General features: G+C 45.6%; 22 protein-coding genes and 1 pseudogene. 9 read left to right on the top strand and 14 right to left on the bottom strand.

Features of this window, described 5'->3' with window-relative positions; translation table 11 throughout:
- Window positions 1-150 precede the first annotated feature (150 nt).
- Together MKZ09_RS08325 and MKZ09_RS08330 are read left to right on the top strand one after the other, a co-directional pair.
- Entirely contained in the window at window positions 151-4758 is a 4608-nt protein-coding gene (locus tag MKZ09_RS08325; protein ID WP_081394338.1) for an endo-1,4-beta-xylanase, read from the top strand.
- A 436-nt stretch (window positions 4759-5194) separates the two neighbouring features.
- Window positions 5195-6208: a stalk domain-containing protein gene (locus MKZ09_RS08330; RefSeq protein WP_076138015.1), complete on the top strand. Its 1014-nt coding sequence runs from the start codon at window positions 5195-5197 to the stop codon at window positions 6206-6208.
- A gap of 130 nt (window positions 6209-6338) precedes the next feature.
- Here MKZ09_RS08330 and MKZ09_RS08335 read toward each other — a convergent pair whose 3' ends face one another.
- Entirely contained in the window at window positions 6339-7781 is a 1443-nt protein-coding gene (locus tag MKZ09_RS08335; protein ID WP_232061507.1) for a DHA2 family efflux MFS transporter permease subunit, read from the bottom strand.
- 294 nt (window positions 7782-8075) lie between these two features.
- On the opposite strand from MKZ09_RS08335, the gene MKZ09_RS08340 reads away from it, so the two are divergent.
- Window positions 8076-8657, top strand: coding sequence for a TetR/AcrR family transcriptional regulator (locus MKZ09_RS08340; RefSeq protein ID WP_076138019.1), 582 nt, complete (start codon window positions 8076-8078; stop codon window positions 8655-8657).
- Between the two features lie 97 nt (window positions 8658-8754).
- Here MKZ09_RS08340 and MKZ09_RS08345 read toward each other — a convergent pair whose 3' ends face one another.
- Genes MKZ09_RS08345 through MKZ09_RS08355 form a run of 3 tightly spaced genes read right to left on the bottom strand, consistent with a single transcriptional unit; the run spans window position 8755 to window position 11779 of the window.
- Window positions 8755-10026, bottom strand: coding sequence for an ABC transporter substrate-binding protein (locus MKZ09_RS08345; protein WP_143767354.1), 1272 nt, complete (start codon window positions 10024-10026; stop codon window positions 8755-8757).
- Between the two features lie 32 nt (window positions 10027-10058).
- Window positions 10059-10898, bottom strand: coding sequence for a carbohydrate ABC transporter permease (locus MKZ09_RS08350; RefSeq protein ID WP_036675762.1), 840 nt, complete (start codon window positions 10896-10898; stop codon window positions 10059-10061).
- Window positions 10898-11779 carry a carbohydrate ABC transporter permease gene (locus MKZ09_RS08355; RefSeq protein WP_076125253.1) on the bottom strand — a complete coding sequence of 294 codons (882 nt, stop codon included), beginning with the start codon at window positions 11777-11779 and terminating at the stop codon, window positions 10898-10900. Before MKZ09_RS08355 ends, MKZ09_RS08350 begins: the two co-directional genes overlap by 1 nt.
- A 131-nt stretch (window positions 11780-11910) precedes the next feature.
- Between MKZ09_RS08355 and MKZ09_RS08360 the strand changes: the two genes are divergently transcribed.
- The 3 genes from MKZ09_RS08360 to MKZ09_RS08370 all read left to right on the top strand — a co-directional run bounded on the left by MKZ09_RS08360 (window position 11911) and on the right by MKZ09_RS08370 (window position 13467).
- Window positions 11911-12189, top strand: a complete 279-nt coding sequence (locus MKZ09_RS08360; RefSeq protein ID WP_076206844.1) for a hypothetical protein — start codon at window positions 11911-11913, stop codon at window positions 12187-12189.
- Window positions 12190-12298: 109 nt separating this feature from the next.
- Window positions 12299-12769, top strand: coding sequence for a VOC family protein (locus tag MKZ09_RS08365; protein WP_076138022.1), 471 nt, complete (start codon window positions 12299-12301; stop codon window positions 12767-12769).
- The gene (locus tag MKZ09_RS08370; protein ID WP_076138024.1) at window positions 12769-13467 is read left to right on the top strand and encodes an SDR family oxidoreductase; all 699 of its coding nucleotides are present in this window, start codon (window positions 12769-12771) and stop codon (window positions 13465-13467) included. Before MKZ09_RS08365 ends, MKZ09_RS08370 begins: the two co-directional genes overlap by 1 nt.
- A gap of 84 nt (window positions 13468-13551) precedes the next feature.
- Here the strand turns inward: MKZ09_RS08370 and MKZ09_RS08375 are convergent.
- A pseudogene (locus tag MKZ09_RS08375) lies at window positions 13552-13740 on the bottom strand (iron chelate uptake ABC transporter family permease subunit); the annotation flags it as partial.
- A 217-nt stretch (window positions 13741-13957) separates the two neighbouring features.
- On the opposite strand from MKZ09_RS08375, the gene MKZ09_RS08380 reads away from it, so the two are divergent.
- Both MKZ09_RS08380 and MKZ09_RS08385 read left to right on the top strand, forming a co-directional pair.
- On the top strand, window positions 13958-14791 hold the full coding sequence (locus MKZ09_RS08380; protein ID WP_076138025.1) for a metallophosphoesterase family protein: 834 nt from the start codon (window positions 13958-13960) through the stop codon (window positions 14789-14791).
- A gap of 179 nt (window positions 14792-14970) precedes the next feature.
- The gene (locus MKZ09_RS08385; RefSeq protein WP_076206847.1) at window positions 14971-16038 is read left to right on the top strand and encodes a serine hydrolase domain-containing protein; all 1068 of its coding nucleotides are present in this window, start codon (window positions 14971-14973) and stop codon (window positions 16036-16038) included.
- Between the two features lie 160 nt (window positions 16039-16198).
- Here the strand turns inward: MKZ09_RS08385 and MKZ09_RS08390 are convergent, their stop codons facing one another.
- Together MKZ09_RS08390 and MKZ09_RS08395 are read right to left on the bottom strand one after the other, a co-directional pair.
- Window positions 16199-17407 carry an MFS transporter gene (locus MKZ09_RS08390; RefSeq protein ID WP_076206849.1) on the bottom strand — a complete coding sequence of 403 codons (1209 nt, stop codon included), beginning with the start codon at window positions 17405-17407 and terminating at the stop codon, window positions 16199-16201.
- A 120-nt stretch (window positions 17408-17527) separates the two neighbouring features.
- The gene (locus tag MKZ09_RS08395) at window positions 17528-18697 is read right to left on the bottom strand and encodes a serine hydrolase domain-containing protein (protein ID WP_111506134.1); all 1170 of its coding nucleotides are present in this window, start codon (window positions 18695-18697) and stop codon (window positions 17528-17530) included.
- 178 nt (window positions 18698-18875) lie between these two features.
- Here MKZ09_RS08395 and MKZ09_RS08400 point away from each other — a divergent pair, with 178 nt between their 5' ends.
- Entirely contained in the window at window positions 18876-19334 is a 459-nt protein-coding gene (locus MKZ09_RS08400) for an Lrp/AsnC family transcriptional regulator (RefSeq protein WP_036675753.1), read from the top strand.
- A 121-nt stretch (window positions 19335-19455) separates the two neighbouring features.
- Here MKZ09_RS08400 and MKZ09_RS08405 read toward each other — a convergent pair whose 3' ends face one another.
- From MKZ09_RS08405 to MKZ09_RS08435, 7 genes are all read right to left on the bottom strand, one after another.
- Complete coding sequence (locus tag MKZ09_RS08405) at window positions 19456-19950, bottom strand: helix-turn-helix transcriptional regulator (RefSeq protein ID WP_076206851.1); 495 nt, start codon at window positions 19948-19950, stop codon at window positions 19456-19458.
- Window positions 19925-20851, bottom strand: coding sequence for a sensor histidine kinase (locus MKZ09_RS08410; protein WP_076206853.1), 927 nt, complete (start codon window positions 20849-20851; stop codon window positions 19925-19927). The genes MKZ09_RS08405 and MKZ09_RS08410 overlap by 26 nt, the downstream gene beginning before the upstream one ends.
- Window positions 20852-20871: 20 nt before the next feature.
- Window positions 20872-21633, bottom strand: a complete 762-nt coding sequence (locus MKZ09_RS08415) for an ABC transporter permease (protein ID WP_076206855.1) — start codon at window positions 21631-21633, stop codon at window positions 20872-20874.
- The gene (locus tag MKZ09_RS08420) at window positions 21626-22549 is read right to left on the bottom strand and encodes an ABC transporter ATP-binding protein (protein WP_076206857.1); all 924 of its coding nucleotides are present in this window, start codon (window positions 22547-22549) and stop codon (window positions 21626-21628) included. Before MKZ09_RS08420 ends, MKZ09_RS08415 begins: the two co-directional genes overlap by 8 nt.
- A gap of 82 nt (window positions 22550-22631) precedes the next feature.
- Window positions 22632-23324 carry a response regulator transcription factor gene (locus MKZ09_RS08425; protein WP_076206860.1) on the bottom strand — a complete coding sequence of 231 codons (693 nt, stop codon included), beginning with the start codon at window positions 23322-23324 and terminating at the stop codon, window positions 22632-22634.
- Between the two features lie 209 nt (window positions 23325-23533).
- Complete coding sequence (locus MKZ09_RS08430) at window positions 23534-26146, bottom strand: FAD-dependent oxidoreductase (protein WP_076206863.1); 2613 nt, start codon at window positions 26144-26146, stop codon at window positions 23534-23536.
- Window positions 26147-26152: 6 nt separating this feature from the next.
- Window positions 26153-26437 carry an ArsR/SmtB family transcription factor gene (locus MKZ09_RS08435; RefSeq protein ID WP_036675735.1) on the bottom strand — a complete coding sequence of 95 codons (285 nt, stop codon included), beginning with the start codon at window positions 26435-26437 and terminating at the stop codon, window positions 26153-26155.
- Window position 26438: the final 1 nt, after the last annotated feature.

Below are 26438 nucleotides of genomic sequence, written 5' to 3' on the forward strand. Positions count from 1 at the left end.
GATGTTCTACTGCTCTTCGGGATGATTGTACCACTGTTGAAATTGAGGATTTAGCAGGTAAGGAAATTAGCGTGGGAATATAGGGCTGGTGCTAATAAGGTAGGTCATTAACTGATTTTTATGAAAATCACTAGAGGAGGAATGCATTAAATGAGTAGAATGCTTAAACAAGTAATCTCGATCTTACTCGCAGCTGCCTTGCTTATTCCTACAAGCTGGATCGCTCCGGTTACTGAAGCTGCGGCGCAGGATACGACAGTATCATCAGATAGGGTAACGGTATATCATGAAACCTTTGCGAGTGGCAAGGGGATTGCAGCTCAAGCAGGCAGTGCTAGCCTTACACCTGTGAATGATAAAGTTTTTACCGGCAATACTGACGGCGCAGCTTTATATGTAAGCAACAGAGCGAATAACTGGGACGCGGCTGATTTTAAATTCAGCGATATGGGCCTAGAGAACGGCAAAACCTACACAGTGACTGCAATCGTTTATGTGGATGCTAATGTGACTATACCTAGCGGTGCCCAAGCTTATCTTCAAGCGATAGGCAGCTACGCCCTTTTGGCAAATGTGAATTATGAAGCAGGCCAAGCGGTCACCTTGACGAAAGAATTTACCGTGGATACGTACAAAGATACGACACTGCGCGTTCAATCCAACGATGACGGGAAAACGGTTCCGTTCTACATTGGAGAGCTCCTCATTACAGCAAAAAAAACAGTGACGGAAACGGATAAAGAAATCTATCATGAAACTTTTGCGAGTGGCAAAGGTTTAGCCTCACAATCAGGTAGCGCTAACCTAACCCCTGTCACCGGAAAAATTTTTGCGGGCAATGCTGACGGGGCAGCTTTATATGTAAGCAACAGAGCGAATAACTGGGACGCGGCTGATTTTAAATTCAGCGACATGGGCCTAGAGAACGGCAAAACCTACACGGTAACTACATCCGTATATGTGGACGCTGATGTGATTGTACCTAGCGGTGCCCAAGCTTATCTTCAAGCGATAGGCAGCTACGCTCTTTTGGCAAATGCGAATTATGAAGCAGGCCAAGCGGTCATATTGACGAAAGAATTTACCGTGGATACGGACAAAGATACGACACTGCGCGTTCAATCCAATGATGACGGGAAAACGGTTCCGTTCTACATTGGGGATGTACTGGTCACAGAAAAGGTGGCTACAGTAGAGCCAACTCCAACACCAGAAACACCTAGAGACCCAGCTTTACCTTTTACCACTGTTACTTTTGAGGATCAAACGGCAGGTGGTTTTGAAGGCAGAGCAGGTACTGAAACGCTTACGGTTACTAATGAAGCGAATCATACGGATGGTGGTTCATATGCTTTGAAGGTTGAGGGCAGAACCAGTACATGGCATGGGCCGACATTACGTGTGGAGAAGTATGTGGACAAAGGCTACGAATATAAAATTTCGTTATGGATCAAGCTGATCCAGCCTGCAAGCTCGCAGTTCCAGCTGTCCACGCAGGTTGGCAATGGCAGCAGTGCCAATTATGTGCAGCTCGCTCCTAAAACCATCAGTGCAAGCGATGGCTGGATTCAGTTCGAGGGAACCTACCGTTATAACAATGTAAGCAGTGAGTATTTGACCATTTATGTGGAAAGCTCCAGTAACAGCACGGCCTCTTTTTATATCGATGATATTAATTTTGAAAAGGTAGGCTCTGGCCCGGTCGATATTGAAAAAGATCTGATACCGATTAAGGATGCTTATCAGAATGATTTTCTGATTGGAAATGCGATAACCGCTGAGGACCTGGAAGGTGTCAGACTTGAGCTTTTGAAAATGCATCACAATGTCGCTACGGCAGGTAATGCCATGAAGCCGGATGCGTTACAGCCTACGAAGAACAACTTCACGTTTACCGCGGCAGATACAATTGTAGATAAAGTACTGGCGGAGGGCATGCAGATGCATGGACATGTGTTGGTATGGCATCAACAATCGCCTGCATGGCTGAATACAACAACAGACGCAGATAACAACACGATCCCCTTGGGACGGGATGAAGCTCTTATGAATTTGCAGACCCATATCCAAACCGTTATGGAGCATTTTGGTGACAAGGTGATCTCCTGGGATGTTGTAAACGAGGCGATGAGCGATAATCCATCCAACCCAACCGATTGGAAAACAGCGCTGCGATCTGCCCCATGGAAAAGTGCCATTGGAGCAGATTACGTAGAGCAAGCTTTCCTGGCGGCAAGAAAAGTACTGGACGTGCATCCAGATTGGGATATTAAGCTCTATTACAACGATTATAACGAAGATAATCAGAATAAAGCGCAAGCCATCTACAGTATGGTCAAAGAAATCAATGATAGGTACGCGCTGACTCACCCTGGCAAATTGCTTATCGACGGTGTTGGCATGCAGGGGCACTACAGCATTAATACGAACCCAGCGAATGTGAAGCTTTCCTTGGAAAAGTTTATTTCCTTGGGTGTCGAAGTAAGCATAACTGAGCTGGACATTCAGGCTGGAACCAACTATCAGCTCTCTGAAAAGCTTGCTAATGCGCAGGGTTATCTGTATGCGCAGTTGTTAAATATCTTCAGGGATCACGCTGATTCTATCAAACGTGTTACCTTTTGGGGAATGGATGATAACACAAGCTGGAGAGCCTCATCCAATCCGTTGTTATTCGATAAAAATCTGCAAGCCAAGCCGGCTTACTATGGCGTTATCGATCCTGATACCTTCATTGAAGAGCATGAGCCTGAATCAGTAGAAGCCAATCAATCTACTGCCAAATACGCTGCACCTGTTATAGACGGAACAGTTGACGAAATCTGGAGCCAGACCCCTGAGATTCCGGTCAATCGGTATCAAACCGCTTGGCAAGGAGCGAGTGGAGTAGCCAAAGCACTCTGGGATGATCAAAATTTGTATGTCCTGATCCAGGTGAGCGATACGCAGCTTGATAAGAGCAGCGTGAATGCACATGAACAGGATTCGGTCGAAATCTTCGTGGATCAAAATAATGGGAAAACGACGTTCTATCAAGATGATGACGGCCAGTACAGAATTAATTTTGACAACGAGACTTCATTTAATCCTTTAAGTATCGCAGCCGGCTTTGAATCGGCAACCCAGATTTCCGGAACAAACTATACGGTTGAAGTGAAGATCCCACTTCAAGGGATCACACCGGACAACGATAAAAAGCTTGGTTTCGATATACAGATCAACGATGCTAAAGAGGGCTCACGTCAAAGTGTCGCGGCGTGGAATGATACGAGCGGAACTGGATATATGGACACATCCGTTTATGGTGTGCTTACTCTAAAGGGTAAATCTACAGGTCCGGAACCAACTCCAACGCCGACAACAGCTCCAACACCGACAACAGCTCCAACGCCGACAACAGCTCCGACACCGACACCATCGAGTCCAACAGACCCAACTGACCCAACTGACCCAACCGATCCAACAAAACCAACGGAACCATCGGCAACCCCGACACCTGTTCCAACAGCGACGCCAGCACCAACAAATGCACCAACGGGTAGCAGTAACTCGGGTAATGTAGTATCAACTCCACAGCCTGGAGCCATTACAAACAAAGATGGTGTTGTTACGATTAAACTGGAGGTAAAGTCCGATAACGGGCGGGTTATAGGTACGATCTCCAGCGACAACATGAAAAAAGCGCTTGAACAGGCTACTGTAGCAGCAAACGGCAAAAAACAAATTATCATTGAAGTGCCAAAGCAAACGGACGCGAAAGGGTATGATATACAATTACCGACCCAAAACCTAATGGGAAAAGAAAACTTTGAACTATGGCTTAAGACGGAAAATGCCACAATTCAAATTCCAAGCAATATGCTGTCCAACATAACAGACAATGCTGAGCAAGTATCTATACGAATAAGTAAAGTCACCACGGACAGCTTGGAAGCTGCTACCCGCGATATGATTGGTAACCGTCCAATTATCGGTCTAAGCGTAGTAGCAGGTGACAAAGTTATTCCTTGGAATAACCCTAAAGCACCTGTAACGGTAGCCATTCCTTACGTGCCGACAGCGGAGGAGCTAAGCCATCCAGAGCTTATCGTCGTTTGGTACATCGATGGAAAAGGCAACGTACTGCCGGTTCCGAACGGCCGATATGATGCTGCAACCCAAACGGTTGTCTTTCAAACAACCCACTTCAGCACTTATGCAGTAAACTTCGTAAAGAAAGACTTCGGAGATTTGCAGAATCTGACTTGGGCCAAACAAGCTATAGACGTTATGGCGGCTCGCGATATCATCAAAGGAACGTCAACGGACAGCTTTTCACCTGCAGATTCAATCAAACGAGCGGATTTCATTGCTCTCCTCGTAAGAGCGCTTGAACTGAAGGGAACGGGCAAAAGTGCAATAATGTTCAACGATGTCCAAAAGACGGACTATTATTATGATGAACTGGTCATTGCGAAGGAACTGGGAATTGCTACAGGTTTTAAAGATGATACGTTTAGACCCAATAGCAATATCTCCAGACAAGATATGATGGTGCTGACAGCACGCGCACTGGCGGCAGCCGGCAAGCAAGTTAAGGCGAGCGGCGTTGTAGCTGCTGCTTATCTTGATGAAGCAAGCATTTCCAGCTACGCAAAAGACAGTGCATCATTGTTGATCAAATCCGGAGTCGTAAACGGAAAGAGCCATAGAATTGCACCGAACGATACGCTTACCCGTGCAGAAGCGGCAGTCATTCTGTACCGTATCTGGAAGTAGTAGTCCCGGCAGCAGAGAAAAAAGTCTGAATTGACTCATGGCCATATTTAGTCTGAAGAGTGGAAATACGTGTGCAACCATCCCTTGCGTTCTTCTGTTTTAAGCATCGCTGCTCACCTCCTTGTGGAGATGAGCAGCGATTTTTTGTGTGTATGTTCCGTTAAGTTGAAACTGAAACGGAAAAAAATGTCACGAAACAGAAGTCTACCTTTTTTCAGATATTATCAGACTCTAGCAACAAGGTCATATTTATTAAGGCTTACCAAAACATCGGACATTTTGAGACGAAATGTGGCGTTGGGCAATGGAAATGTGTCTTTTTTAAGTATTCACAAATAAAGAACGAATATCCTATCATACCAATATTTACAAAATTCGATATAAAGTGATATAATTTTCGAGATTCATATACATAAACATGAAAGAAGAGTGTAAGATGCTAAAGGTAACAAGCAAGAAAGTCATGTCAATTATTACAGTTAGCTCAATGCTGTTGGCTGTGGGTGCAGTCGCTTACGCAGACACGACATTGAAGAAGATTTCTGCATATCAGAATGCGGCCATCAGTATTGAAGTGGATAATCAGAAAGTGAACCTGTCGAGTAGTGAAGGAACAATGTACCCAATTATCTATGAGGGCCATAGCTATGTATCCGCCAAGGCTGTATCTGAAGCACTGGGAGCAACTGTGAAATGGGACAATAGTCGTCAAGCTGTTGTGATCACATCGGCGAACGGCGGTACATCAACATCCGTTGTCCCGGATAAGGACAATACTGTTGCACAAGCTACTGCGAAGCCTGCAACCGTATCTACTCCGCCTGCAACCGAGTCCACTCCGCAGGCAACACCAAAGCCTGCTGCATCATCTTCCGCTACAACTTCCAGTAACAGCGGCGCTTCGTTTGCAGATGCAGTGAAGTTGGGTACTTCTTTTACTTATACGGACCTTGATAACTATTATAGCCCTAAGGGCGATTCAACATCTGCTCAATATACTTTCACTATCAATAAGGTTACGTCGACTACTCTCGGACAATTAAAAGCTCTTGGGTTTGAAGAACATGTCACTGATCCCGATGTAGCTGTAGATTATGTCCTGCTTGATGTAACGCTTAAGGTGAAGAACGCCAGTCTTGTAAAAGGTAGTCAGGGCCAAGGGTGGAAGTTCCTTTCAAGTTTTACACCTAGCATTTGGGGAGCAGAAACTTCCAGTGGACAATACTATATTGGTGGCTCTAGTGATTATTTTGAGGGATCTCTCGGAGAAAATATCGAAAAGCTGTTGGCTGATTTTCCTGAAGTCACCCCAAGTAAACCGGGTTCTTTTGAAGCTTCGGGTAAAGTTATTTTGCCAATTATCAAAGGCAAGGAGAACAGCCTTGTTCTTCGTAGAAACGATAGTAAGCTTGAGTCCGACAAAACGTCCATCTATTTCAAATTGAAATAGTTATGCAAGTTAGCAGATGGTTTGGTCGCTAACTGTTGTAGTAAGGATCAAACTAAAAAGAGATCAACGATGTTATTCATCGTTGATCTCTTTTTTATGAGGTTTAAACAGTGCTGATAACTTCTATATATCAAGCTTCTTTGGCAATTACTTTTTTGAGCTTCACCTTGGGTTCTTGCTCAGGGTCAGGCGCTTGCCCAACACGTTTAATAAAGAAAGATAGCAGCAGACCGAGGATACCAATTCCCACAATCACTAGATAGGAATCATTGATCCCTTGAATGGATGCTTCCATAATCATATGTTCCTGTGTTCCGTTCTGTGTACTGCCAGAGGCCAGCATATCCTTCATATGCGTTGTAGTACGGCTCGTCATTACGGTGACGAGCAGGGAAGTCCCAACGGCGCCAGCTACTTGTCGAATGGTATTCGAAATCGCTGTACCATGCGCACTAAGCTTGGCGGGGAGTTGATTTAGACCCAGAGTTTGTATAGGCATGAGGAGCAACGCCATCCCGATCCGGCGGCCTGTTGACATGTATACCAGATACATGTAGCTGGTTGAGTCGGTTAAGTTCACAAAGCTTAGAGTCGTTGCAATTGTAATCAGTAGACCGATGATAGCGAGCCATTTTGCCCCGAACCGATCGAACAGCTTGCCGGTTACCGGCATCAACAATCCCATTACGAGTGCACCGGGAAGCAGCAGCAAGCCGGACTCCATCGCTGTAAAACCGCGGGCATTCTGCAGGTACAGAGGCAGCAGCATCATATCCGCATACATCACGATTGTAACTGCGATACTGATGACAGTCGTTAAGGAGAACATATTGTATTTAAAGGCCCGGAGATCAAGCAGTGGATTTTGGGAAGCCAGCTGTCTCCAAGTAAATAAGCCAAGGGAAAGCACACCTGCTGCTAAAGACAATAACACTTCTGCGCTCGACCAGCCTGCACTGGCAGCGCGGCTGAAGCCATACAGCAAGGTTCCAAAACCGATCGTAGAAAGAGTTACACTAACAATGTCCAACTTGGGAAAGATGCGTTCCGATACATTTTTTAAATAAATAAATCCGCATATGATTACAATGACGGTCAAAGGAATCATGCCATAAAACATAGTCTCCCAAGAATAATGTTCCAAAATATATCCAGCCAGAGTAGGTCCAATCGCAGGTGCGAAAATAATGGCTAACCCTACCATCCCCATGGCAGCCCCTCTCTTTTCAGGAGGGAACAGGGTCAAGATGACATTCGTGAGCAGTGGCATGATAATCCCAGCACCAGCTGCCTGAATCATACGCCCGGTCAACAGAACAGGGAAGTTTGTCGCGACGGCCGATACGATCGTTCCAGCCAAAAATATAAACATAGAAGCTTGAAAAAGCTCCCGCGTCGTAAACCGTTGCATTAGATAAGCTGTAATCGGAATTAGAACACCATTAACCAGCATATACCCCGTTGTCAGCCACTGAGCTGTAGCCGCTGAGATATTAAAATCATGCATTAACTCCGGAACGGCAACGCTCATTACCGTTTGATTCAGTGTCGCAAGAAAGGCGCCCAAAATCATAATGAATAAGATGGGGCCCTTTTTCACGGAACTGCTTGTTACTTCTGTCTTTGTACTCACTCCACTCCATCCTTTCAACTCGTCGATCATGGACTAAATTTACAGTGTGTTGTATAGTTTACAATGCATGAATTAGATTATAAATGAAATTTTCATGTAATCAAGCAACAATTTGCGAAAAAATGTAAAGTAGTTTACATTCGTTGTAAAAATGTAGTTTTTTGTTTTAAAAAAACAACAATTATTTAAAATATGTAGCTTACAATATGAAAGTAAAAGATTGGAGTGTAGAACATGAATAACACAACGCAACGTACAGATCCCCGGGTACTTCGGACACGTCAATTACTTAGAGATGCTGTGATTGAATTGCTTGAGGAAATGGATATTGAGAAAATATCAGTAAACCGTATTGCAGAGCGGGCTAAAATCAATCGGGTTACTTTTTATCTGCATTATCGGGATCTCCCGGATATGTTAGAAAAGATGGCGGATGAGATGGTGGAGGACATTCTACAAGTGGTGAACAACGATAGCAACCATGATGAATCGGTTGATGAAGAGAATCTGAGAATATTAGAGAGTCTGCTTAAGCATATTGCGGAAAATGCAAAATTCTACAAAGTCATACTTACATCGAAACGAAGCCCGATTTTTACAGATCGCCTGTTTAATTTGATGGCGGAAATCATTTCTGCACACCAGGAGAAAAAGGAGGGGGCCGTTGATCATTCAAAGGTACCGATACAGAAGGACATTGCCGTTTGGTACGGTTCAGCAGCTCTAATTGGCACGGTTATTTCTTGGCTCCGAGATGACATGCCCTATACGCCTGTGTATCTTGCCAGACAAATTAGCATGCTGCGTGCGAACTAACAACGGGTTCTGACTAATGAACGGAGAGGAATTAAATGAACACGCAAACAGCCACGCATCGTTGCGCGGCTGTTTGTCCGTATTTAGAGCAGGTAAATCACTGCACACTGAGATTATCCCAGTTGATTTGGAATTCCTTCAACATCCCTTCTTTGGTCAGCTTGCCGCCGAGATACCCTTGAATGCTGCTGGATAATTCCTGTGGCATCCCGTTCGGCAGGCGGGTCCAGTTCCAGGTCAGCGCTTGATCTTTATCGGTATAAGCCAGTACCTCAGCACCTAGCGTTCCAAGATCTTCTTCGGTTCCCTTAATGTTGTCGAGCGCAGGGATGAATTGGAATTCTTTAGTGATATATTTTTTCCCGGTCTCGGAGGTGACGAGCCAATTCAGGAAGACCTTGGCCTCCTTCTTAACGGGAGAGTTTTTATTGATAACCCAATTGCTGGGTACACCTACATAAAGCTTGTCGTTATCTTCGGGAGTGTCGTCAATGGGCATGGGCAGGATGCCCAGGTTTAGATTGGGATCGATGCCGTCGATCTGTCCTTGTGTCCAGTTACCCTGCTGCATCATCGCCGCTTCGCCGCTCGCTAGCATAGTGACTTGTGTATTATAGTCGGTCGAAAGCGGGTTCTTATTGCCGTACTCTACAGTAAGGTCAAGTAGATCGATCCACTTGGAGAAAATAGGGTCTCCGATGAAGGTTTTGGAACCGTCTGTAAGTCCTGCGATGAATGCCTCTGGATCAGGCTGCTGGGCGAAAGGCACGTTTACATTATGATTGCCAAGCACGAACCATTCTTGGTAACCATTCGCAAAAGGTGTGATGCCTGCCGCTTTTAACTTCTCGGAGGCTTCACGTAGAGCGGTTAGCGTTAATGGCTTCTCGGTGATTCCGGCTTTCTTAAACAGATCCTTATTATAGATGAAGCCGTATCCTTCCAGATTCATCGGCATCCCATACAGCTTGCCATCTATAGTCATTTGTTCTGCTGCGAGTGGCTTTACATCCTTGGCCCAAGCTTCGCCGCTCAGATCCTCCAGATATTCCAGCCACATATCACGTTCATTGTTGCCGCCGATGGTAAAGATATCCGGTTCATCTCCGGAAGAGAATTTGGCACGCAGCGAGGCGCCATAATCGGTCCCGCCACCCACACTTTGTACCTCAAGCTTAATCTTGGGATGTTCTTTCTCGAATTCAGTCTTGAGCGAAGCCAGCGCTTCAGATATTTCAACCTTGAACTGGTAGATGTGTACGGTTTTGACTCCATCTGCATTGTCGCTGCTGCGTCCGCAACCGGCTGTCAGGGCAGCCAGCAGCAGGGAGCATGCGAGGAGAATTCCACGTTTTGTTCTCATATTCATTCATCCTCTCTGGCTGAAAGCAACATGTATCGTTAGCCCTTCACGGAGCCTTGGGCAATGCCTTCAATAATATATTTTTGCATCACTAGGAAAAAGATGACCACCGGCGTAATCCCTAGTACAAGTCCTGGAAGCGCCAAATCCCACTGCTTCGTATATTGTCCGAAAAAGCTATAAGTGGCGATAGGAATGGTGCGAAGCACCGGATCCTGCAAAATTAGCGATGGCATCAAGTAATCATTCCAGATCCACAGGGTATTCAGTATGATGACAGTGACGATAATCGGCTGCATAAGCGGAAGTACAATCCGGAAAAAGGTACCATAAGGACTGCTGCCATCTACTCTTGAGGCCTCCTCGATATCGAGAGGTACCGATTTGACGAAGCCGTGGAATAGAAAAACAGTCATTGGGGCGCCAAACCCAAGATAGGCTAAAATCAAACCGGCGGTTGAATCCATGACGCCCAAACCGCTGACGACCTGCACCAGCGGGATCATAATAGATTGAAATGGGATAACCATGGCGGCTACTAGTGCAATATAAAGCACACGGTTATACAAGCTGTTGTTGCGGACCATTTTGTAAGCGCACATAGAGCAGAGGAACGCTAGCAGAATATTACTAATCACCGTGATGATAAAAGAGTTCAGGAAGGCGCGAGGGAAATTGGTAGCTTTCCAAGCTTCCGCATAGTTGCTCCACTGGAGTGCGGAAGGCAGCGCAGCAGAGTCAGAAAGTATTTCACTATAGCTTTTCACTGAATTAGCCAACAAAAAGTAAAAGGGCACTAAAAATAGAAGCCCCAGCAGGATTACAATCACTTCGATGAGAAGCAGGGGGACATTAAATTTCTTGGCGGTAGTCTCCATTACAGCTCCACCTCTCTTTTCTTGGTTGCTCTTACCTGTAGTAGGGAAATCACGGCCACGATGACGAAGAAAACCATCGCTTTAGCCGAGCCCATTCCGAACCGGCTGATGGTATAGGCTTCATTGTAAATATTCAAGGCTACAGATTCAGTAGCTTTAAAGGGTCCACCCTTGGTCAGCGACAGGTTGAGGTCAAACAGCTTAAAGGACCAGGAGATAGATAGAAATAGACAAACAGTTACAGCGGGCATGACCAGTGGAAGAGTGACATGGCGCAAGGCCTGAAAACGTCCGGCTCCATCCACTTTGGACGCTTCAATTAGGCTTTGGGGAACATTGTTGATAGCAGAGATGTAGATCACCATCAGATATCCCGCATTTTGCCAGACAAATACGATAACAATCGCCCAGAATGCTGTCCCTCCGGTGCCTAGCCAGGGAAGATTAAAGAAGGACCAGCCGGTGGCCTGCCCGATAGAGGAGAATCCTCTGACAAAAATAAACTGCCAAATAAACCCGAGCAAAAGTCCGCCAATCACATGCGGTACAAAAAATACCGTTCTCAGGACATTGCGTGTGAACAGTTTGCGCGTCAGCACATAAGCGAGTGCGAAGCCAAGCAGATTGGTCAGCACTAGACCGAAGAAAGTGAACTTCGCCGTGAACCAGAATGAATTAAGAAAGGAAGGGTCCTTGGTGAAAATATGTAGATAGTTCCGTAGTCCGGTCCACTCGACATGCCGCGAGATTCCGTTCCAGCTGGTAAATGAATAATAGAGTCCCAAAAAGAAAGGAATCAGCACAATAATAAAGAAAAACAAGGAAGTTGGCCCGACAAAAATAAACTGCTGCATCAGGCGTGATCTTTTTCTATGGTCCATCGTTCCTCACCCCTTTTGTTAATTTAAACTTTTCATTCTATAACCGAATTGGTGATTAACCGAAACAAAAAGTAATATAACGCACCAAGTATTCTTAACCAGTTGCGGCATCGGGAGAGGTCACAAAGCCTTTGATAGCGCCGAAAGTATGCGAGTTGGAGAAAAGAGAGGTAAAAATGCCTTTGATAGCGCCGAAAGTGTGTGAGTTGGAGAAAAGAGAGGCAAAAATGCCTTTCATAGCGCCGAAAGTGTGTGAGTTGGAGAAAAGAGAGGCAAAAATGCCTTTGATAGCGCCGAAAGTGGGCGTTTTGGAGAAAAGAGAGGTAAAAATGCCTTTGATAGCGCCGAAAGTGTGCGATTTGGAGGAAAGAGAGGTCACAAAGCCTTTGATAGCGCCGAAAGTCGGCTGAGCTTTCTCTGGATAATTTTCGCTGGCCCGGAGCGATTTCTTTTCAGGCTTGACAGCCTTTTCAAAGAATCGGTATGGTGGACTTGTCAGACAAATGGGAGGTAGGGTACATGTCAGGATGGCTGGGAAATCATTTTGTTACGCAGATTGGAATTTTGGTGAATGATGTTGAAAAGGTAAGCACGGCTTATGCGGAGTTTTTTGGACTGGAAAAGCCGCAAATTATCGTTACAGATACAGAAGATAAGGCGCAGACTCGGTATAATGGCGAGGCGACGGTGGCGCGGGCTAAGTTGGCTTTTTTTGAGATGGGCTCCTTGCAGCTTGAACTGATTGAGCCAGATCAGCAGCCCAGTACGTGGCGTGATTATTTGAATGAGCATGGTGAGGGACCTCATCATATTGCTTTTGTGGTTGAAGGAATGAAGGAGAAGATTATGCTGCTCGAAGGCAAAGGGTTCCCACTCCAGCAAAAGGGTGAGTATACCGGTGGGCGTTATGCTTATATGGACACGTTCAAGGAGTTAAAGGTGATTGTGGAGCTGCTGGAGAACGATAAGGATAAAGGAGAGGTTGTATAGTGAATATTCTAATTACTGGTGCCGGACGTGGACTAGGTTATGAGCTGGCGGCTGAGGCATTGAAGCGGGGGCATGGGGTCATTGCCGGGGTTCGCCGTCCCGATCAGGAACAAACAGCACTATCCCAGCTTGCTGCAACCTATGGGGAGAAGCTGACTGTGGCCCAGCTGGACGTGACGGACGAAGAAGGAATCGCGGCTTTAGCTGCGAATCTGCAAGGACAAGGCCGGACGCTTGGTGCCATTATCAACAATGCGGCAGTACTGACTGCAAGGGACACACAGATTGAAGAGCTGGATCTCCAAGATATGCTTACCACGATGGATATTAATCTTTATGGACCGATGCGAGTGGTTAAGCATTTCTTGCCGCTACTCACTGAACCCGAGCTTTCAATTATCAACATATCGTCGGAAGCAGGCAGCATCACTAATGCTTATGCGGGAGACTATCCTTATTCCATCTCCAAAACGGCACTTAATATGTTCTCACAGCAGCTGCATGTATATTTAAAAGAACGCGGGGTACAAGTACTCGGCGTACATCCCGGCTGGATGCATACGGATATGGGCGGGGCAGAGGCGCCAACGAATCCGACCCAAAGTGCTGAGGGCATCATGGACTTGATCGAGAAGCGGACTACACCGGAAGGTCAATTCATGTTTGTAGACTATACGGGTAAGGATATGAAGATTTAATAAAGAGTGTTCTAACTAAAAGAGGTAACTCAATAGCCATTCATGGCTTCTGAGTTACCTCTTTTTGATCTTCTATATGCTTATTTATTTCTTAATCAATAAATAAGCGAAATAAGGTACGCCGATCAACGCTACCATGATCCCAGCCGGGATGCCATCAGGGGAGACGAGATTGCGGCCAAAGGTGTCCGCGATCAGAAGCAACCAACCACCCAGCAATACTGCGACGGGAATAAACATCTGATTGCGGGCCTTGCAGATTTGAGGTTCCATAGCCTCCGTTACCTATAATTCTATGAATGGTATTATATTCTTCACTTCTATGGGACTAATTATAACATCTCCCCTTTGGGACAAGCAGCATAAATGACCACAAAGTAGAAGAGAAACTAATCTCCTAGATGAATCCATTGGTCCAAGAGTCCCTAAGGTCAAGCGAATATAAATACTACTATGATCCTTTATCCATTTTAAAAGAGGTGAATCTAAGATGAAAAGACAGGTGAAACCTAGTAGGAAAAGAAGACCTTCCTCCAGACTGCAGCCTAAACGTAGTTTAATTCTCAAAGCAAAAGCGCAAATCATTAACTTTGCGGTTATTGGTGATAGTCATGTGGGGTATGGAAACAGCGCAAGCATTTTTAGAAATCTTTTGCCTAAAGCTGTGAATAGCGGGAATAAGAGATTTGTTATTTTTGGAGGAGATAATACGCAAGCGGGAGCTAATCATGGAAATAATGCGAATGCTTACTACAAGGACTTCAAGGATACGGTAACAAGCACGCTTGGGAGCATTCCATATAAAGCATCTATAGGAAATTGGGAGGCAAGCACACAGTCCTTATTCACACAATATTTAGGTGCTGTTGAAGGTCAAATGAATTTTCCGGGTACGCAGGGAAAGGTCAAGTATGTATGGCTTAATTGTGCGCTTGGACGGTTTACTCCGGGTAGTATAAATTTGTTGAGAAATTTAGATGATAGTTTTTATTATATTATAGATTTTCATTGGCCCCTCAAAGTAAGTGGGATTACGGTGGACCCAACCCATGTATTAAGCGCATCGGAGACGAATAAGTTTTTTTCATCCATTCCTACAAAAGTGAGAGATAAGGTGCTAGCTATTTTTACGCATCATGGACATCTGTTTTACCGAAAGCTTAGTAATATATATCCCGGTTACAACAAAACTAAATTTTTCGTATGCGGGTGTTCAGGCGAATATAAATGCAAAACAAATGGTGATCGGGGTTATTACAATGCCACATTATCCATCAACGGGACAACATTTAATGTGGATGCTTTTAAGGTAGCGGTAACTTAGTAAACAAAGCTGAAGCTGATTTTCGGGAGAAACCGGGGTCAGCTTTAGTTTTGTTTAGCGAATAGTTAATAGAAACTCAACAATTCAGTCACAGGATAATAGTAAACTAGCAGGATTACTTAATATATTTGTATAATAGTTTATATATGTATTAAATGAATCATATTGGAGGGCTACCGATGAGAGGGTTAGTATTTAATTCTTTAGAACAGGCGGGTGTCTCAGCTTTTGGTGTGGAGCGCATTCGTACAGCCGCCGCACAAATGGTTGAAGACAATATCACACCTGCGCAAGTTATTGTTGCTGCAAGAAAGGGGACGCTGCTGGTCCATCAAGCGAATGGGAAATTCGGACCTGAAGCAGACGCAGCAGATTTAACAGTGGATGCTATATTTCCACTCTGTTCCATCACAAAACTATTTACTGCAACCGCTATTATGATGTTAGTGGAACAAGGGAAAGTGGGCCTAAACAGGCCGGTTTCTGATTACATCCCCGAATTTACAGGAGAGAACAAAACAAAGGTATGCGTACATCATTTGTTGACACATACTTCTGGAATTGAGGTTGATGGAGGTTATGATGCACCACTTAGCCACGAGCCAGGTACTGTGATGTCTTATTGTGGATATGGTTATGAGCTGTTGGGTGAAATTATACGGCGTGTTAGTGGACAAGCTTATGATGTATTCGTAAAGGAAAGCATTTTTAAACCGCTTGGAATGGAAAATACATATTATCGTGTGCCAATGGAAGTGCGGAACAAAGTAGTTAGACGTGCCCCTGAGGCAGCATGCGCGGAATGGGTAGACAGCGAATACAATTTGAATTCTGTATCTGCGGGGGGAGGCGCTTACTCAACGGCTATGGATATGGCTGTTTTTGGCCAGATGTTCCTTAACGGCGGAATTTATAACGGAGTACGATTGCTTAGTCCGGTAACAGTAAAAGAAATGACCCGCAATCAAATTCCGGGCGTATCCTCACAATATAGAGACGAAGTTTTCCCTGAAGCGTACTGGGGGTACGGATGGGCGATTAATGGCACGAAGCGTGACGGCGGAGATCTGCTCTCTCCAGATGCCTATTCACACTGGGGGGCGGCAGGTCCTTTCCTCTGCGTGGATCCGATTTATCAGACAGTGACGGTTCATTTATCCGTAGAGCTGGATCACCAGAAGCCATTTAAAAATATGTATGTTGATTACTTCAACAATACTGTTCTTGCAGCAATCACTGATCTTTAATTCGGCAAGGATCTGCAAAAAATTATTAAGAGTTGATTTTATAAAAAACTAATATAAGTAAGCCAGTGGCACATATTAGTCCTATCTAATATGCTCACTGGCCTTATTTGTGTAAATTTCTTGTTTGGATACCGTTACCCTTAAACTCGATAGGTGCGCCTTAACATTTCCTTGCAGGAAATCCGTAATCTTTAGCGCGCCACGCTACTAGCAGTGCAAGAATCAATAATATAAATATTACCCACGGGAAGGAGCGGACACCAAGTGTTTCAATAAGAATTCCGCCTATCACTCCGCCACCGCCAATAGCTAGGTTCCATGCCGTCACCAACATCGATTGGGCCACATCTGCACTTTCGCCAGCGGTTTCGGCAACGGCTGTCTGGAGCAAAGTAGCCGCTCCTCCGAACGTCAATCCCCATACACCAACCACTAAATAGATCACTATGGGCTGGCTGCTACTAATGCCTAGTACAATGGATGACAAGGCAAAAGCAGCTAGGCTGATCAGAACCAATGGACGCAGTTTGCGGTCGATGAAAATACCGATGACCCAGATGCCAACAAGCGCTGTAATGCCAAAAATAAGCAGTACCAAATCAACTCGCTGGGTTAAACCGGCCTGATTAAGATAGGGAGCAATGTAGGTGTACAAGATGTTGTGTGCTAGTACCCATGCCAGAACGACAAACAATACCGGCCGTACCCCCGGAATAACGAAAACCTTGTAGAGAGGGAGCCGCTTATCAGAGGCTTCTCCTGGATAGTCTGGTAGCTTCCAAAATACCCAAGCGGTCAGCATGAGAGCTAATAGCGACATGATCCCGAAGATAGAGCGCCAGCCTACAAGGGTGCCAAGAAGTGTTCCAGCAGGGACACCGAGTGCCAGAGCGAGAGGTGTGCCAACCATCGCTACCGCCATTGCTCTTCCCTTGAGTGACTCCGGCACCATACGCCGGGCGTAACCTGCTATCATCCCCCATAAGACTCCAGCGGATACGCCTGCGAAGAACCGAGCTGTCAGCGTAAGTATATAATTGGAAGAAAAAGTGGTGACGGTGTTGAATATGAGAAAACCAAGAATGCACATTAGTAGCAGTGGTCGCCGCCGCCATCCACGCGTCACAGTTGTTAAGGGAATTGCGGCCAACAGGGAACCAAGAGCATACAAAGAGACAAGCTGACCGGCAAGGGCCTCGGAGACTCCAAGCCCCTCACCTATTTGGAGTAACAAGCCTGCAGGAATCGTTTCGGTAAGAATACAGATAAACCCAGTCATAGCTAAGGCGAGTAATCCAGCCCATGGCAGACGTTCAGAAGAGGGAGTACTGGAGGCACTTTGTGTGGCAGAAGATGTGTTTTGGCTCATAGAGAAGCCCCTCTCTTATATAATTTTAGCAAACTCAATGATATACACGACGAATAGGTCTATTAGACAGAGAGCCTAGGCCGGTTCATTCCGGACCCAGGAACCTTGTGTAATTTTGCTCTATTTATTACGTCTATCATAAATGGCATCACAAAGGTCAATAGTAAACTGACCCGACATGCCTTCCAATGCAGTATTAGTGAAAGCGACGACACTGAGGCGTTGCTTGGGATCTACGAACCACGAATGACCATAAGTACCCCCCATGCGCCAACTACCCGGGGATTCCGGAGTGTCTGCGGCGACAGGATCCTTTAGTACCGTAATGCCTAGGCCAAAGCCTCGTCCTGGCCAGAAGGCCATGGGCAGATCACCGATCTGGTTGGTCGTCAAATCGTGAACCAGTGACTCCGGTAGCAGCGGCGCTCCGCCCTTACGTAATGTTTCCAGCAGTTGCAAAAAATCTCCGGCGCTGCCAACCATGCCAGCTCCTCCAGAAGGATAGGCAGTAGTGTCAAGTGCTCGGCTAGGAGCAAGCAGGAACCCGGCCGTTCCCTCCACAAAGGCAATACTGTCGGGATCAAGTAAGGGTCGTGGCTCTGGAGTATCATTGGCATAGGAAGTGGCCAGCCGTTCTCGGTCAACTGCAATAAAACCCGTGTCGTTCATGCCAAGCGGCTTGGTCACGAGTGAATGTACAGCCTCATTGAGCGGTGTTTCTGTGACCTTTGCAATTACTGCTCCTAGCACATCTGTCGCGATGGAATATTTCCACTCGGTACCTGGCGTATAAAGGAGGGGGACAGAGGCGAGACGACGCAGGTTCTCTTCCAACGTGATGCCGGACTGATCCATACCATCTGATACCCCTGCTGACAGATAGGAACCCTTCTCTTCTTGGAAAAATCGGTAAGACAGGCCTGCGGTGTGTGTCATCAAATGACGAATTGTCAAGGAAGCGAACTCACCATTCTGCAAACGCGGCCGAAACTCTGGGAGCCAACGATCAACGCGGTCGTCCAGTTGGAGGCGACCTTGCGCAACTAATACTAGGGCTGCCGTTGAAACGATAGGTTTAGTAACTGAAGCTAGCCGGAATAAGGCATCTTCTCGCATAAGTCGGCCTATCTCGCGGTCGGCAAAACCGGCAGCGCGGCTATAAACCAGTTCCCCATCTATCGCCACTTTAATGACAGCACCGACCAAGCGCTTGTCAGCGAGGGTTCGATCGATTACTCTATCGATGCGATCTGATAAACATTCTGTATTTATTTTGTTTGAAACCAATATACTCAACGGTCTTCATCCCTTCGGAATAGTTAAAGCCAAGAACACTTTACTATTGTAGGGTTATTATATATAACGAGTTATCTTGATTACATAAGGCAACTAAGTTAAATTAGCCTTATAACGGTTAATTACAAGCTAGTTAATATAGGAAACCTTAAATTTAAAGGAGGCGATTTTGATGGACCATGTTGATAAGCAAATTCTTTTCCATCTTCAAAATCAAGCAAGAATTTCTATGACAGAGCTGGGGAAATGTGTCGGCTTATCGCAACCTGCGGTTACGGAGAGAGTTAGGCGTATGGAGGAAAAAGGCATCATCAGCGAATATCGCACCATAATTTCTCCTGAAAAGATTGGGAAACATGCTGCTGCCTACATGTTATTTCATTCTAGGGATTGTAATGCATTCCTTGATTTCTGCCGCTCAAGTCCTGATGTCGTCGAATGTTACCGTATAAGCGGGGAACACAACTACTTATTGAAGGTAGTAACCGACTCTACACGAGCCCTCGAGGAGTTCGGAAATCAATGTGACAAATACGGAACTTACACGATTCTAATCGTGATGTCATCGCCAATCGATCATAAATTTCTTATACCCTCGCTTGAAGAAGCAAGCCTAAACTTGCTGAGTTAGATTTTAAACATAATCCGTTAGCCTGCCGCAACGCAAAAAGACTCTTCTATATAAATAGAGGAGTCTTTTTGGTTTAGATATTGTAATAAAAATGATTGCAGCTGCTCCTATTGCGTAGATATCAAGGACTCTCTATCTTATAAGTCCGGCGGTATTTTAATGGAGAAAGCCCGGTGATTTCCTTAAATACCCGACCAAAGTGAGTCATATTATCAAATCCAACATTTTCAGCTATCTTGGCTACTTTAAAGGCAGTATTAATTAACAAGGCACGAGCTTCCTTTATCCGCACATTATTCAAATATTCTGTAAAGGTGAAGCCTGTACTATCACGAAAAGTTTTGCAGAAGTAGGAAGGACTGATATAGAATCTGTTGGCAATATCGCGTATGGAATGATGTTGGTCGTAATAACGGTTGAGATAGTCAACAATTTCAAAGATTTTTTTGTTCAGATAGAATTCATAGCCGGGAGGTTGCTTCGTAAATTCAGAGACCATTTTATTGAATAATTTCTCGATAAAGTTTTGTTGGGCTACCTTCCATAAACGGCTTAGAACAATGGTTAGTCTAGACCAACTATAAAATGAATTAAGTAGCCAAGCTAATGCCGGCATCACCTAGTTTCCAACGGCAGGTCATTCTCAGCTGCTCACCCTCCAGTTCGGCTGTCAGCGTGCCACCCATTTTATTCATTAGACTTTTGGCGATGGAGAGACCCAGCCCGGAGGCTTGAGAAGATCGGGTACGGTCTGCGGTATAGAATCGGTCAAATAAGAGGTTAACATCGCTTCCGGCTAGTTCCTTCGCATCATTTACTATCGTTAAGTCAGCTGTTTCCTGCTGTCGTTCGAAACGGATTTCCACATACCCGGTCGCGTGTTTGACCGTATTGACAAGTAAATTCTCGACAACTCTCCGCACAGCAGATTCATCTGCGTATATGGATACATTTTCCTCAGGTAGCCGTATATCCGGTGTAATATTGCGTTCGTTGAAGGAATCGTAAAATCCGACCAGAATTTCTGAGAGTAGGGCCGTCATCCCAAGCTTTTCGGAATGTAGAGGATAATCTAGCGATTCGATCAAGGAAAGCTCAAAAAAATCATTCAGCAGCGCCTGCAGCCGTTTCGTCCGATTTTTAACGATGGCAACATATTCAAGCTTTTCACCAGGGGTAATAGAATCATCCTCCAACAGTTGAATATAACCAAAGATGGAGGTGAGGGGTGTACGGATATCATGTGAAATATTTGCAACAGCCTGACGGAATTCTTGTTCGACACGTTTTCGCTGGGCATCCGCTTCGACGATTAAATCAGATTGACGATTGATTTGTCCCGCAAGCGCCTCAAGCTTCTGGTCGAATAGAGCCACATCAATTTTTTTACCGGTTGCTCGCTCATTGTAGGTATGCAATTGCCCTGTTATCCGCCCTAGCTCTCGCCTTAGCATCAACAAACGGAAAAGCAGGAGAGCTCCTGCCGCAAACAATATGATTGTCAGAATAAGAAACACTCTCCTGCACCTCCTATTTGTTATTTGATTTCTTTTCGGTGGAATACGAGAATACCGAGTACCCCGGAAACGGCTATTGTCAACAACGGTACAAGTAAAAGCGCTGGCCAATCTCCGCTGTCGATACTGAGCTTACCGATATCGCTCACCCGTTTGAAGATGGAATAATCGTACAAATTACTAAAGAAAGAGATCTTCGAACCTATACTAGCCAAAACCGTATCGATCATAAGGAAGAAAATCATTGAGAAGCCGATAGTTTTGCCGCTGTCGGTTAGGATTACGGTGAACAGCGCCCCGATGGCTGCATAACCAGCCGTGTACAATAACGTTAGCCCGAGGGCTCGTGGTATGAAAAGTGTAGTGCTTCCTTCCGGCAGATGACCGAAGCCCGAAAGCAGCGTGACTTCCACTGTGCTGAGAATAGGAAAGACGAGCGAAATCGCCATGGCTCCAACTGCAAATACGATTAGTTTTGCTGCGAACAGCCGGCCTCTGGTGTTGCCCGAAGATGCGATCGTCTTCATGACCCCTGTGGAATATTCGTTAGAGATAAAGAATCCAGCCAGAATGGCTACGCCGAATTTAATAATGTAGGCATTGCTTGAAATGAAGGTAGTCAGAAATTCAGCGCCGGTGATCTGAGGTTCCCCATTGGAGCGATGATCAAAATAATATAGCAAAGGGTACGCAAGCGAGAGGACGGAAAGTGCCAATAGAAAAGTCCAAAATGATCTATTCTTTCGGAGCTTGAAAAACTCCACTCTGATCAGATTATACATTTGGATTCCCTCCAATTCGCTTCGTAAAATAACTCTCCAAGTCTTCACCCATAGGCATAAACTTCTCAATCTCGAGGCCGGCATTGAATAACGCTGTTGATACTTTGCCTGGCTGCCCAATACGGCTATACAACTTGATGGTTCCATCCTGCATCACTTCAAAATCGGTCGTACCCAGCTCGTTCTGAATGACGGCTGTTGCCTTGCCCGGATCATCCACTTTGATAAATAAATACTGCTGACATTTCTCGTTTAATTCCTCCGCAGTGAGTTGTTCAAGCAACTGACCGCGATGAATAATGCCATAATGACTTGCCATTAAATGCAGCTCACTTAGAATATGACTTGAGATCATTATCGTAATGCCTAGCTCACGGTTTAGTCGCTTGAGCAGTTCGCGCATTTCGACGACACCCATCGGATCCAACCCATTGGTCGGCTCGTCCAGAATCAGAAATTCCGGATCTCCCAGTAAGGCGATGGCAAGACCTAACCGCTGCTTCATTCCAAGTGAAAAATTTTTGGCTTTCTTCTTGCCGGCGCCCTGCAGTCCAACTTGCTCTAGCATTCTAGGAACACAATCTTTGCCGGGAATACCACGTAGAATCCGGTTTGCTTCTAAATTTTCGCTCGCAGTCATATGGGGGAACAAAGCGGGGCTCTCGATAATCGAGCCGATTCGCTTACGAGCCTGGATTAAGGCCTGCTCTTCACTGGCTCCGAACAGCTCGATTGTCCCCTGAGTCGGAAAAGCAAGTCCGGTCACAATCCGGATTAATGTTGATTTTCCGGCTCCGTTTTGCCCAATAAAACCATAAATAGAGCCTTTACGGATTGACAAATTGACTTTGTCCAGCGCTGTATGGCCCTTGAACTTTTTGGATAGCTGATTTGTTTTTAATACATACTCGTACATCTCGTCTTGGCCTCCTTTTCGTGATAGACCAAGTATAGAATTGGAAACATAAGAAGAGCTAAAGCCAAATCTTAAGAATGTCTTAAGGCTTGAGCCGATAACCTATACCCCATACCGTCTCGATAAATTCGCTTCCTGGCGCGGCCTTGATTAGCTTGCTGCGCAAATTGCTCATATGGACATTGACTGTATTGTCGTCCCCGTAATATGGCTCGTGCCAGACTCTTTCATACAAATTCGCTTTCGTAAACACCTTTTTGGGGGCTGACAAAAGTAATGAGAGAATCTCAAACTCTAGAGCTGTGAGCGTCAGTTCCGCACCATTTGCCGTAACCGACATTGCATCTCGATGAAGTACAAGACCCTGATGCTGGAGCAGGTTAGGCAAAGCCGATTGCGTAATCCGCGAATACAAACGTAGATGAGAATCGATCCTTGCAGAGACTTCCTCAACGTCGAAGGGTTTCGTAATGAAATCATCCGCCCCCGCCCGCAGAGCAGACACCTTGGTCTGGGGCTCACCCTTGGCAGAAATGATAATTACCGACATATCGTCCCGCCCGGCAATCCTCTCAAGTAGTTCCTCACCCGACATGCCAGGCAGCATCAGATCCAGTAGCAGCATGCTCCATTGGCGTTGCTCCAGATAGAGAAGTGCCTCCGTTCCCGAGTAAGCAGGTTGGGGAATGTAGCCGCCTTTCTTGATAATGTTGCACAGCAATCGGTTGATGTCGCTGTCGTCCTCAGCAACAAGAATATGTATCGGGTTATTCATTTAATCTCCTTTTTTTACCTAAAATAGGTCGTTGTTCGGATGAATGCCTATTAAATAGGATAGCAGGTTTTAGATTCTGTATCCAGATCCAGCCAATTTCTGCATTTTGGTTTTTCAAATCTTTGTCACCGGTTCTCGTGAGTTTATTTTTATATAGGAAAGAGACTCTTCTATTTTAATAGAGGAGTCTCTTTGCGGTGTTAAGGTATTTAGATAAATAGATTATGACCCGACTGATCGGCTTGGCCGAGGTAATAACCAACGCCGCCGATTCCGACACCGTCAATCAGTTCTTCACGAGTGATGCCCATAAGATCCATGGACATTTGGCAGGCGACGATTTCCACACCTTGGTCGATAGCCATCTGAATCAATTCCTCCAAGGAAGAGATATTTTTGCTCTTCATTAGAGAGCGGATCATCTTCGAGCCCATGCCCATCATGTTCATATTTGAAAGCGTCAGCTTCCGGCTGCCGCGTGGCATCATGGCACCAAACATTTTACCGATGAAGTTTTTGTTCACAGGCACCTTCTCATCCTTGCGGATAATATTGAGGCCCCAGAAGGTAAAGAACATTGTGACTTTTTTGCCGCTGGATGCTGCTCCGTTGGCAATGATGAAGGAAGCGATCGCTTTATCCAAATCCCCGCTAAAAACAACCATTGTGCTTGCGTTGCTAGTTTGAATTACTTGTGCGCCTGCTCCGGTTGGTGCTGATGCTGAAGTCTCGATAACTCCTTTGCGCAGATAAGCTTCGATCATGCCAGTAGGCAGCTTTGTGAGCTGCAAAAGTGTATTGTTGGACATACGAGCCCAAGCCTTGATATCCTCATAAAATCCGGGATCGGAAGCAGTGACCTTCAGGACTTGCCCGTCCAAGAGCGGGTCCATGCTCATTTTAACTTGGATCAGCGGTCCTGGGCAGCACAGTCCGCAGGCATCAAGCACGGAATCAGATGCTGTGAAAGCTGCAGCGTTAACAGTGGGTGTAACTGTCCCAGTTCCAGTTCCAGTTCCAGTGCCAGTGCCAGTCGCAGTTCCAGTCCCAGTCCCAGTCCCAGTCCCAGTCCCAGTCCCAGTCCCAGTCCCTGGATCCGTCATTACTCCCGTTGCTGCGATTTCTTTACGGGCTGCTGGTGTATCAACGTTTGGCGTCAAGTTATCTTTTTTTTTAGGCGTAAATTGGCTCATCTGATAGGTTTTATAACCGCCGGTCAGATTCTTCACACGATAACCTTTTTGCTGTAAAATCCGGGAAGAGGTGTAGCCTCTGAGTCCAACTTGGCAATACACCCAAATTTCTTTACTAGAGTCAAGCTCGCTTAGCCGACCCCGCAGATCATCCACAGGGATGTTAATGGACCCTTCAATATGACCATTAGCATGTTCAATTTCCGAACGTACGTCAACTAAAATGGTATTGTTTTTGTCACGACTCTCTAAATCCTTAGGGACGAATACCGTAGTCAAACCTTGCAAAATATTTTCAGCGGCAAAGCCAGCCATGTTCACCGGATCTTTAGCGGAAGAATAAGGAGGGGCATAAGATAGCTCCAACTCCGTCAAATCAGTGACCGAACCTCTAAAACGAATAACTGTAGCGATATCGTCGATACGTTTGTCTACACCACTGTAACCTACAGCTTGTGCTCCTAGCACCGTACCTTTTGGATCAAAAATCAGCTTCATAGATATCGGAGTTGCCCCCGGATAATAGGTTGCGTGTGAGCTTGGATGTATATAAATCACGTGATACGGCAGACCCAGACGTTGTAGTGTTTTTTCGTTATTTCCGGTAGAAGCACCTGTGACTCCAAAAACCTTAATAATAGAAGTCCCTTGTGATCCTTTGTAAGTTGTGCCGAGACCACTGACGTTGTCCGCAGCAATCCGCCCTTGCTTATTGGCAGGGCCAGCTAGTGGAATGGCGGTTTTTGTTCCGTTTACGAAATCAACCACCTCAACCGCGTCACCTACAGCGTACACTTGATCCAGATTGGTCTCCATCCGCTCATTGACTAAAATATGGCCGCGGGGACCGAATTCTAAGCCACTGTCCTTCAGAAAAGAGGTATCCGGAGAAACGCCGATAGCCAGCAGAACCATATCACTTTGCAGTACAGTGCCACTTGCTAATTGCACCTGTATTTGTTCTCCCACCTCAGCAAACCCTTGGACCATATCGGAAAAAATAAGATTAACACCATGCTCGTCAAGTTCTTTTGCCAAAATAGAAGACATTTCAGTATCGAATGGAGCTAATATTTGTGGTCCTGCTTCAATTAAGGAAACTTCCAGACCAGCTTCTCTAAGATTCTCAGCCATTTCCACACCGATAAATCCACCACCGATCACCACGGCCGAACGTGTGCCTTCCGCAGCGACTTTAGCTTTGACTTTGTCAGTGTCGGGAATGTTACGCAACATGTGTATTTGGGAACTCTCGATACCGGGCAGATTCGGACGAATCGGTTTAGCACCTGGCGATAAAATAAGCGCATCATAGCTCTCTTCATAGGAGCCTTTTTCTATACTTTCTACTCGCACTTTTTTGTTCACAGGGTCGATAGCCACTACTTCACTTTGAATCCGAACATCGATGTTAAAACGTTTATGCATCGCCTCCGGCGTCTGCACCAGCAGCTTGGAGCGGTCCTGAATGGACCCACCGATATAATAAGGAAGTCCGCAATTGGCAAAAGAAATGTACGGATCACGCTCAAACATTACAATATGGGCATCTTCATCTAATCTCCGAAGTCGAGCGGCTGCTGACGCGCCTCCTGCAACTCCACCAACAATCAATACTTTTTTACTCATGATGACTTATTCCTCCCCTAAAAATAACTGAATCAGATGTTTAATTTTTTCGTCTTTAACAGAATAGTTAATCTCCAGCCCATTACGTTCGGTTTCAACGATGCCTAATGATCTAAGCTTCTGTAAATGCTGGGACACCGTAGATTGTGGAAGATCGAGGCAGTCCTGCATGAAGCTCACGTTGCAGCTGCCCTTTTCCAGAAGTCCTTTAATGATGCACAAGCGCACGGGATGAGCTATAGCCTTTAAGGTTTCGGCGGTTTGGTTATAAGCTTTAAAATTTTTGTCCATG

This window comes from Paenibacillus sp. FSL R5-0908 (genome assembly GCF_038006245.1).
Lineage (GTDB): Bacteria > Bacillota > Bacilli > Paenibacillales > Paenibacillaceae > Paenibacillus_AQ > Paenibacillus_AQ odorifer.

What these genes read in the sequence shown, in the direction of transcription:
- MKZ09_RS08405 (WP_076206851.1), bottom strand. Translation starts at nt 19,950, where the DNA reads ATGCCGGCATTAGCTTGGCTACTTAATTCATTTTATAGTTGGTCTAGA.
- MKZ09_RS08350 (WP_036675762.1), bottom strand. Translation starts at nt 10,898, where the DNA reads ATGGAGACTACCGCCAAGAAATTTAATGTCCCCCTGCTTCTCATCGAA.
- MKZ09_RS08420 (WP_076206857.1), bottom strand. Translation starts at nt 22,549, where the DNA reads ATGTACGAGTATGTATTAAAAACAAATCAGCTATCCAAAAAGTTCAAG.
- MKZ09_RS08330 (WP_076138015.1), top strand. Translation starts at nt 5,195, where the DNA reads ATGCTAAAGGTAACAAGCAAGAAAGTCATGTCAATTATTACAGTTAGC.
- MKZ09_RS08355 (WP_076125253.1), bottom strand. Translation starts at nt 11,779, where the DNA reads ATGGACCATAGAAAAAGATCACGCCTGATGCAGCAGTTTATTTTTGTC.
- MKZ09_RS08400 (WP_036675753.1), top strand. Translation starts at nt 18,876, where the DNA reads ATGGACCATGTTGATAAGCAAATTCTTTTCCATCTTCAAAATCAAGCA.
- MKZ09_RS08435 (WP_036675735.1), bottom strand. Translation starts at nt 26,437, where the DNA reads ATGGACAAAAATTTTAAAGCTTATAACCAAACCGCCGAAACCTTAAAG.
- MKZ09_RS08335 (WP_232061507.1), bottom strand. Translation starts at nt 7,781, where the DNA reads ATGATTTTGGGCGCCTTTCTTGCGACACTGAATCAAACGGTAATGAGC.
- MKZ09_RS08325 (WP_081394338.1), top strand. Translation starts at nt 151, where the DNA reads ATGAGTAGAATGCTTAAACAAGTAATCTCGATCTTACTCGCAGCTGCC.
- MKZ09_RS08340 (WP_076138019.1), top strand. Translation starts at nt 8,076, where the DNA reads ATGAATAACACAACGCAACGTACAGATCCCCGGGTACTTCGGACACGT.
- MKZ09_RS08390 (WP_076206849.1), bottom strand. Translation starts at nt 17,407, where the DNA reads ATGAGCCAAAACACATCTTCTGCCACACAAAGTGCCTCCAGTACTCCC.
- MKZ09_RS08415 (WP_076206855.1), bottom strand. Translation starts at nt 21,633, where the DNA reads ATGTATAATCTGATCAGAGTGGAGTTTTTCAAGCTCCGAAAGAATAGA.
- MKZ09_RS08365 (WP_076138022.1), top strand. Translation starts at nt 12,299, where the DNA reads ATGTCAGGATGGCTGGGAAATCATTTTGTTACGCAGATTGGAATTTTG.
- MKZ09_RS08385 (WP_076206847.1), top strand. Translation starts at nt 14,971, where the DNA reads ATGAGAGGGTTAGTATTTAATTCTTTAGAACAGGCGGGTGTCTCAGCT.
- MKZ09_RS08430 (WP_076206863.1), bottom strand. Translation starts at nt 26,146, where the DNA reads ATGAGTAAAAAAGTATTGATTGTTGGTGGAGTTGCAGGAGGCGCGTCA.
- MKZ09_RS08345 (WP_143767354.1), bottom strand. Translation starts at nt 10,026, where the DNA reads ATGAATATGAGAACAAAACGTGGAATTCTCCTCGCATGCTCCCTGCTG.
- MKZ09_RS08380 (WP_076138025.1), top strand. Translation starts at nt 13,958, where the DNA reads ATGAAAAGACAGGTGAAACCTAGTAGGAAAAGAAGACCTTCCTCCAGA.
- MKZ09_RS08425 (WP_076206860.1), bottom strand. Translation starts at nt 23,324, where the DNA reads ATGAATAACCCGATACATATTCTTGTTGCTGAGGACGACAGCGACATC.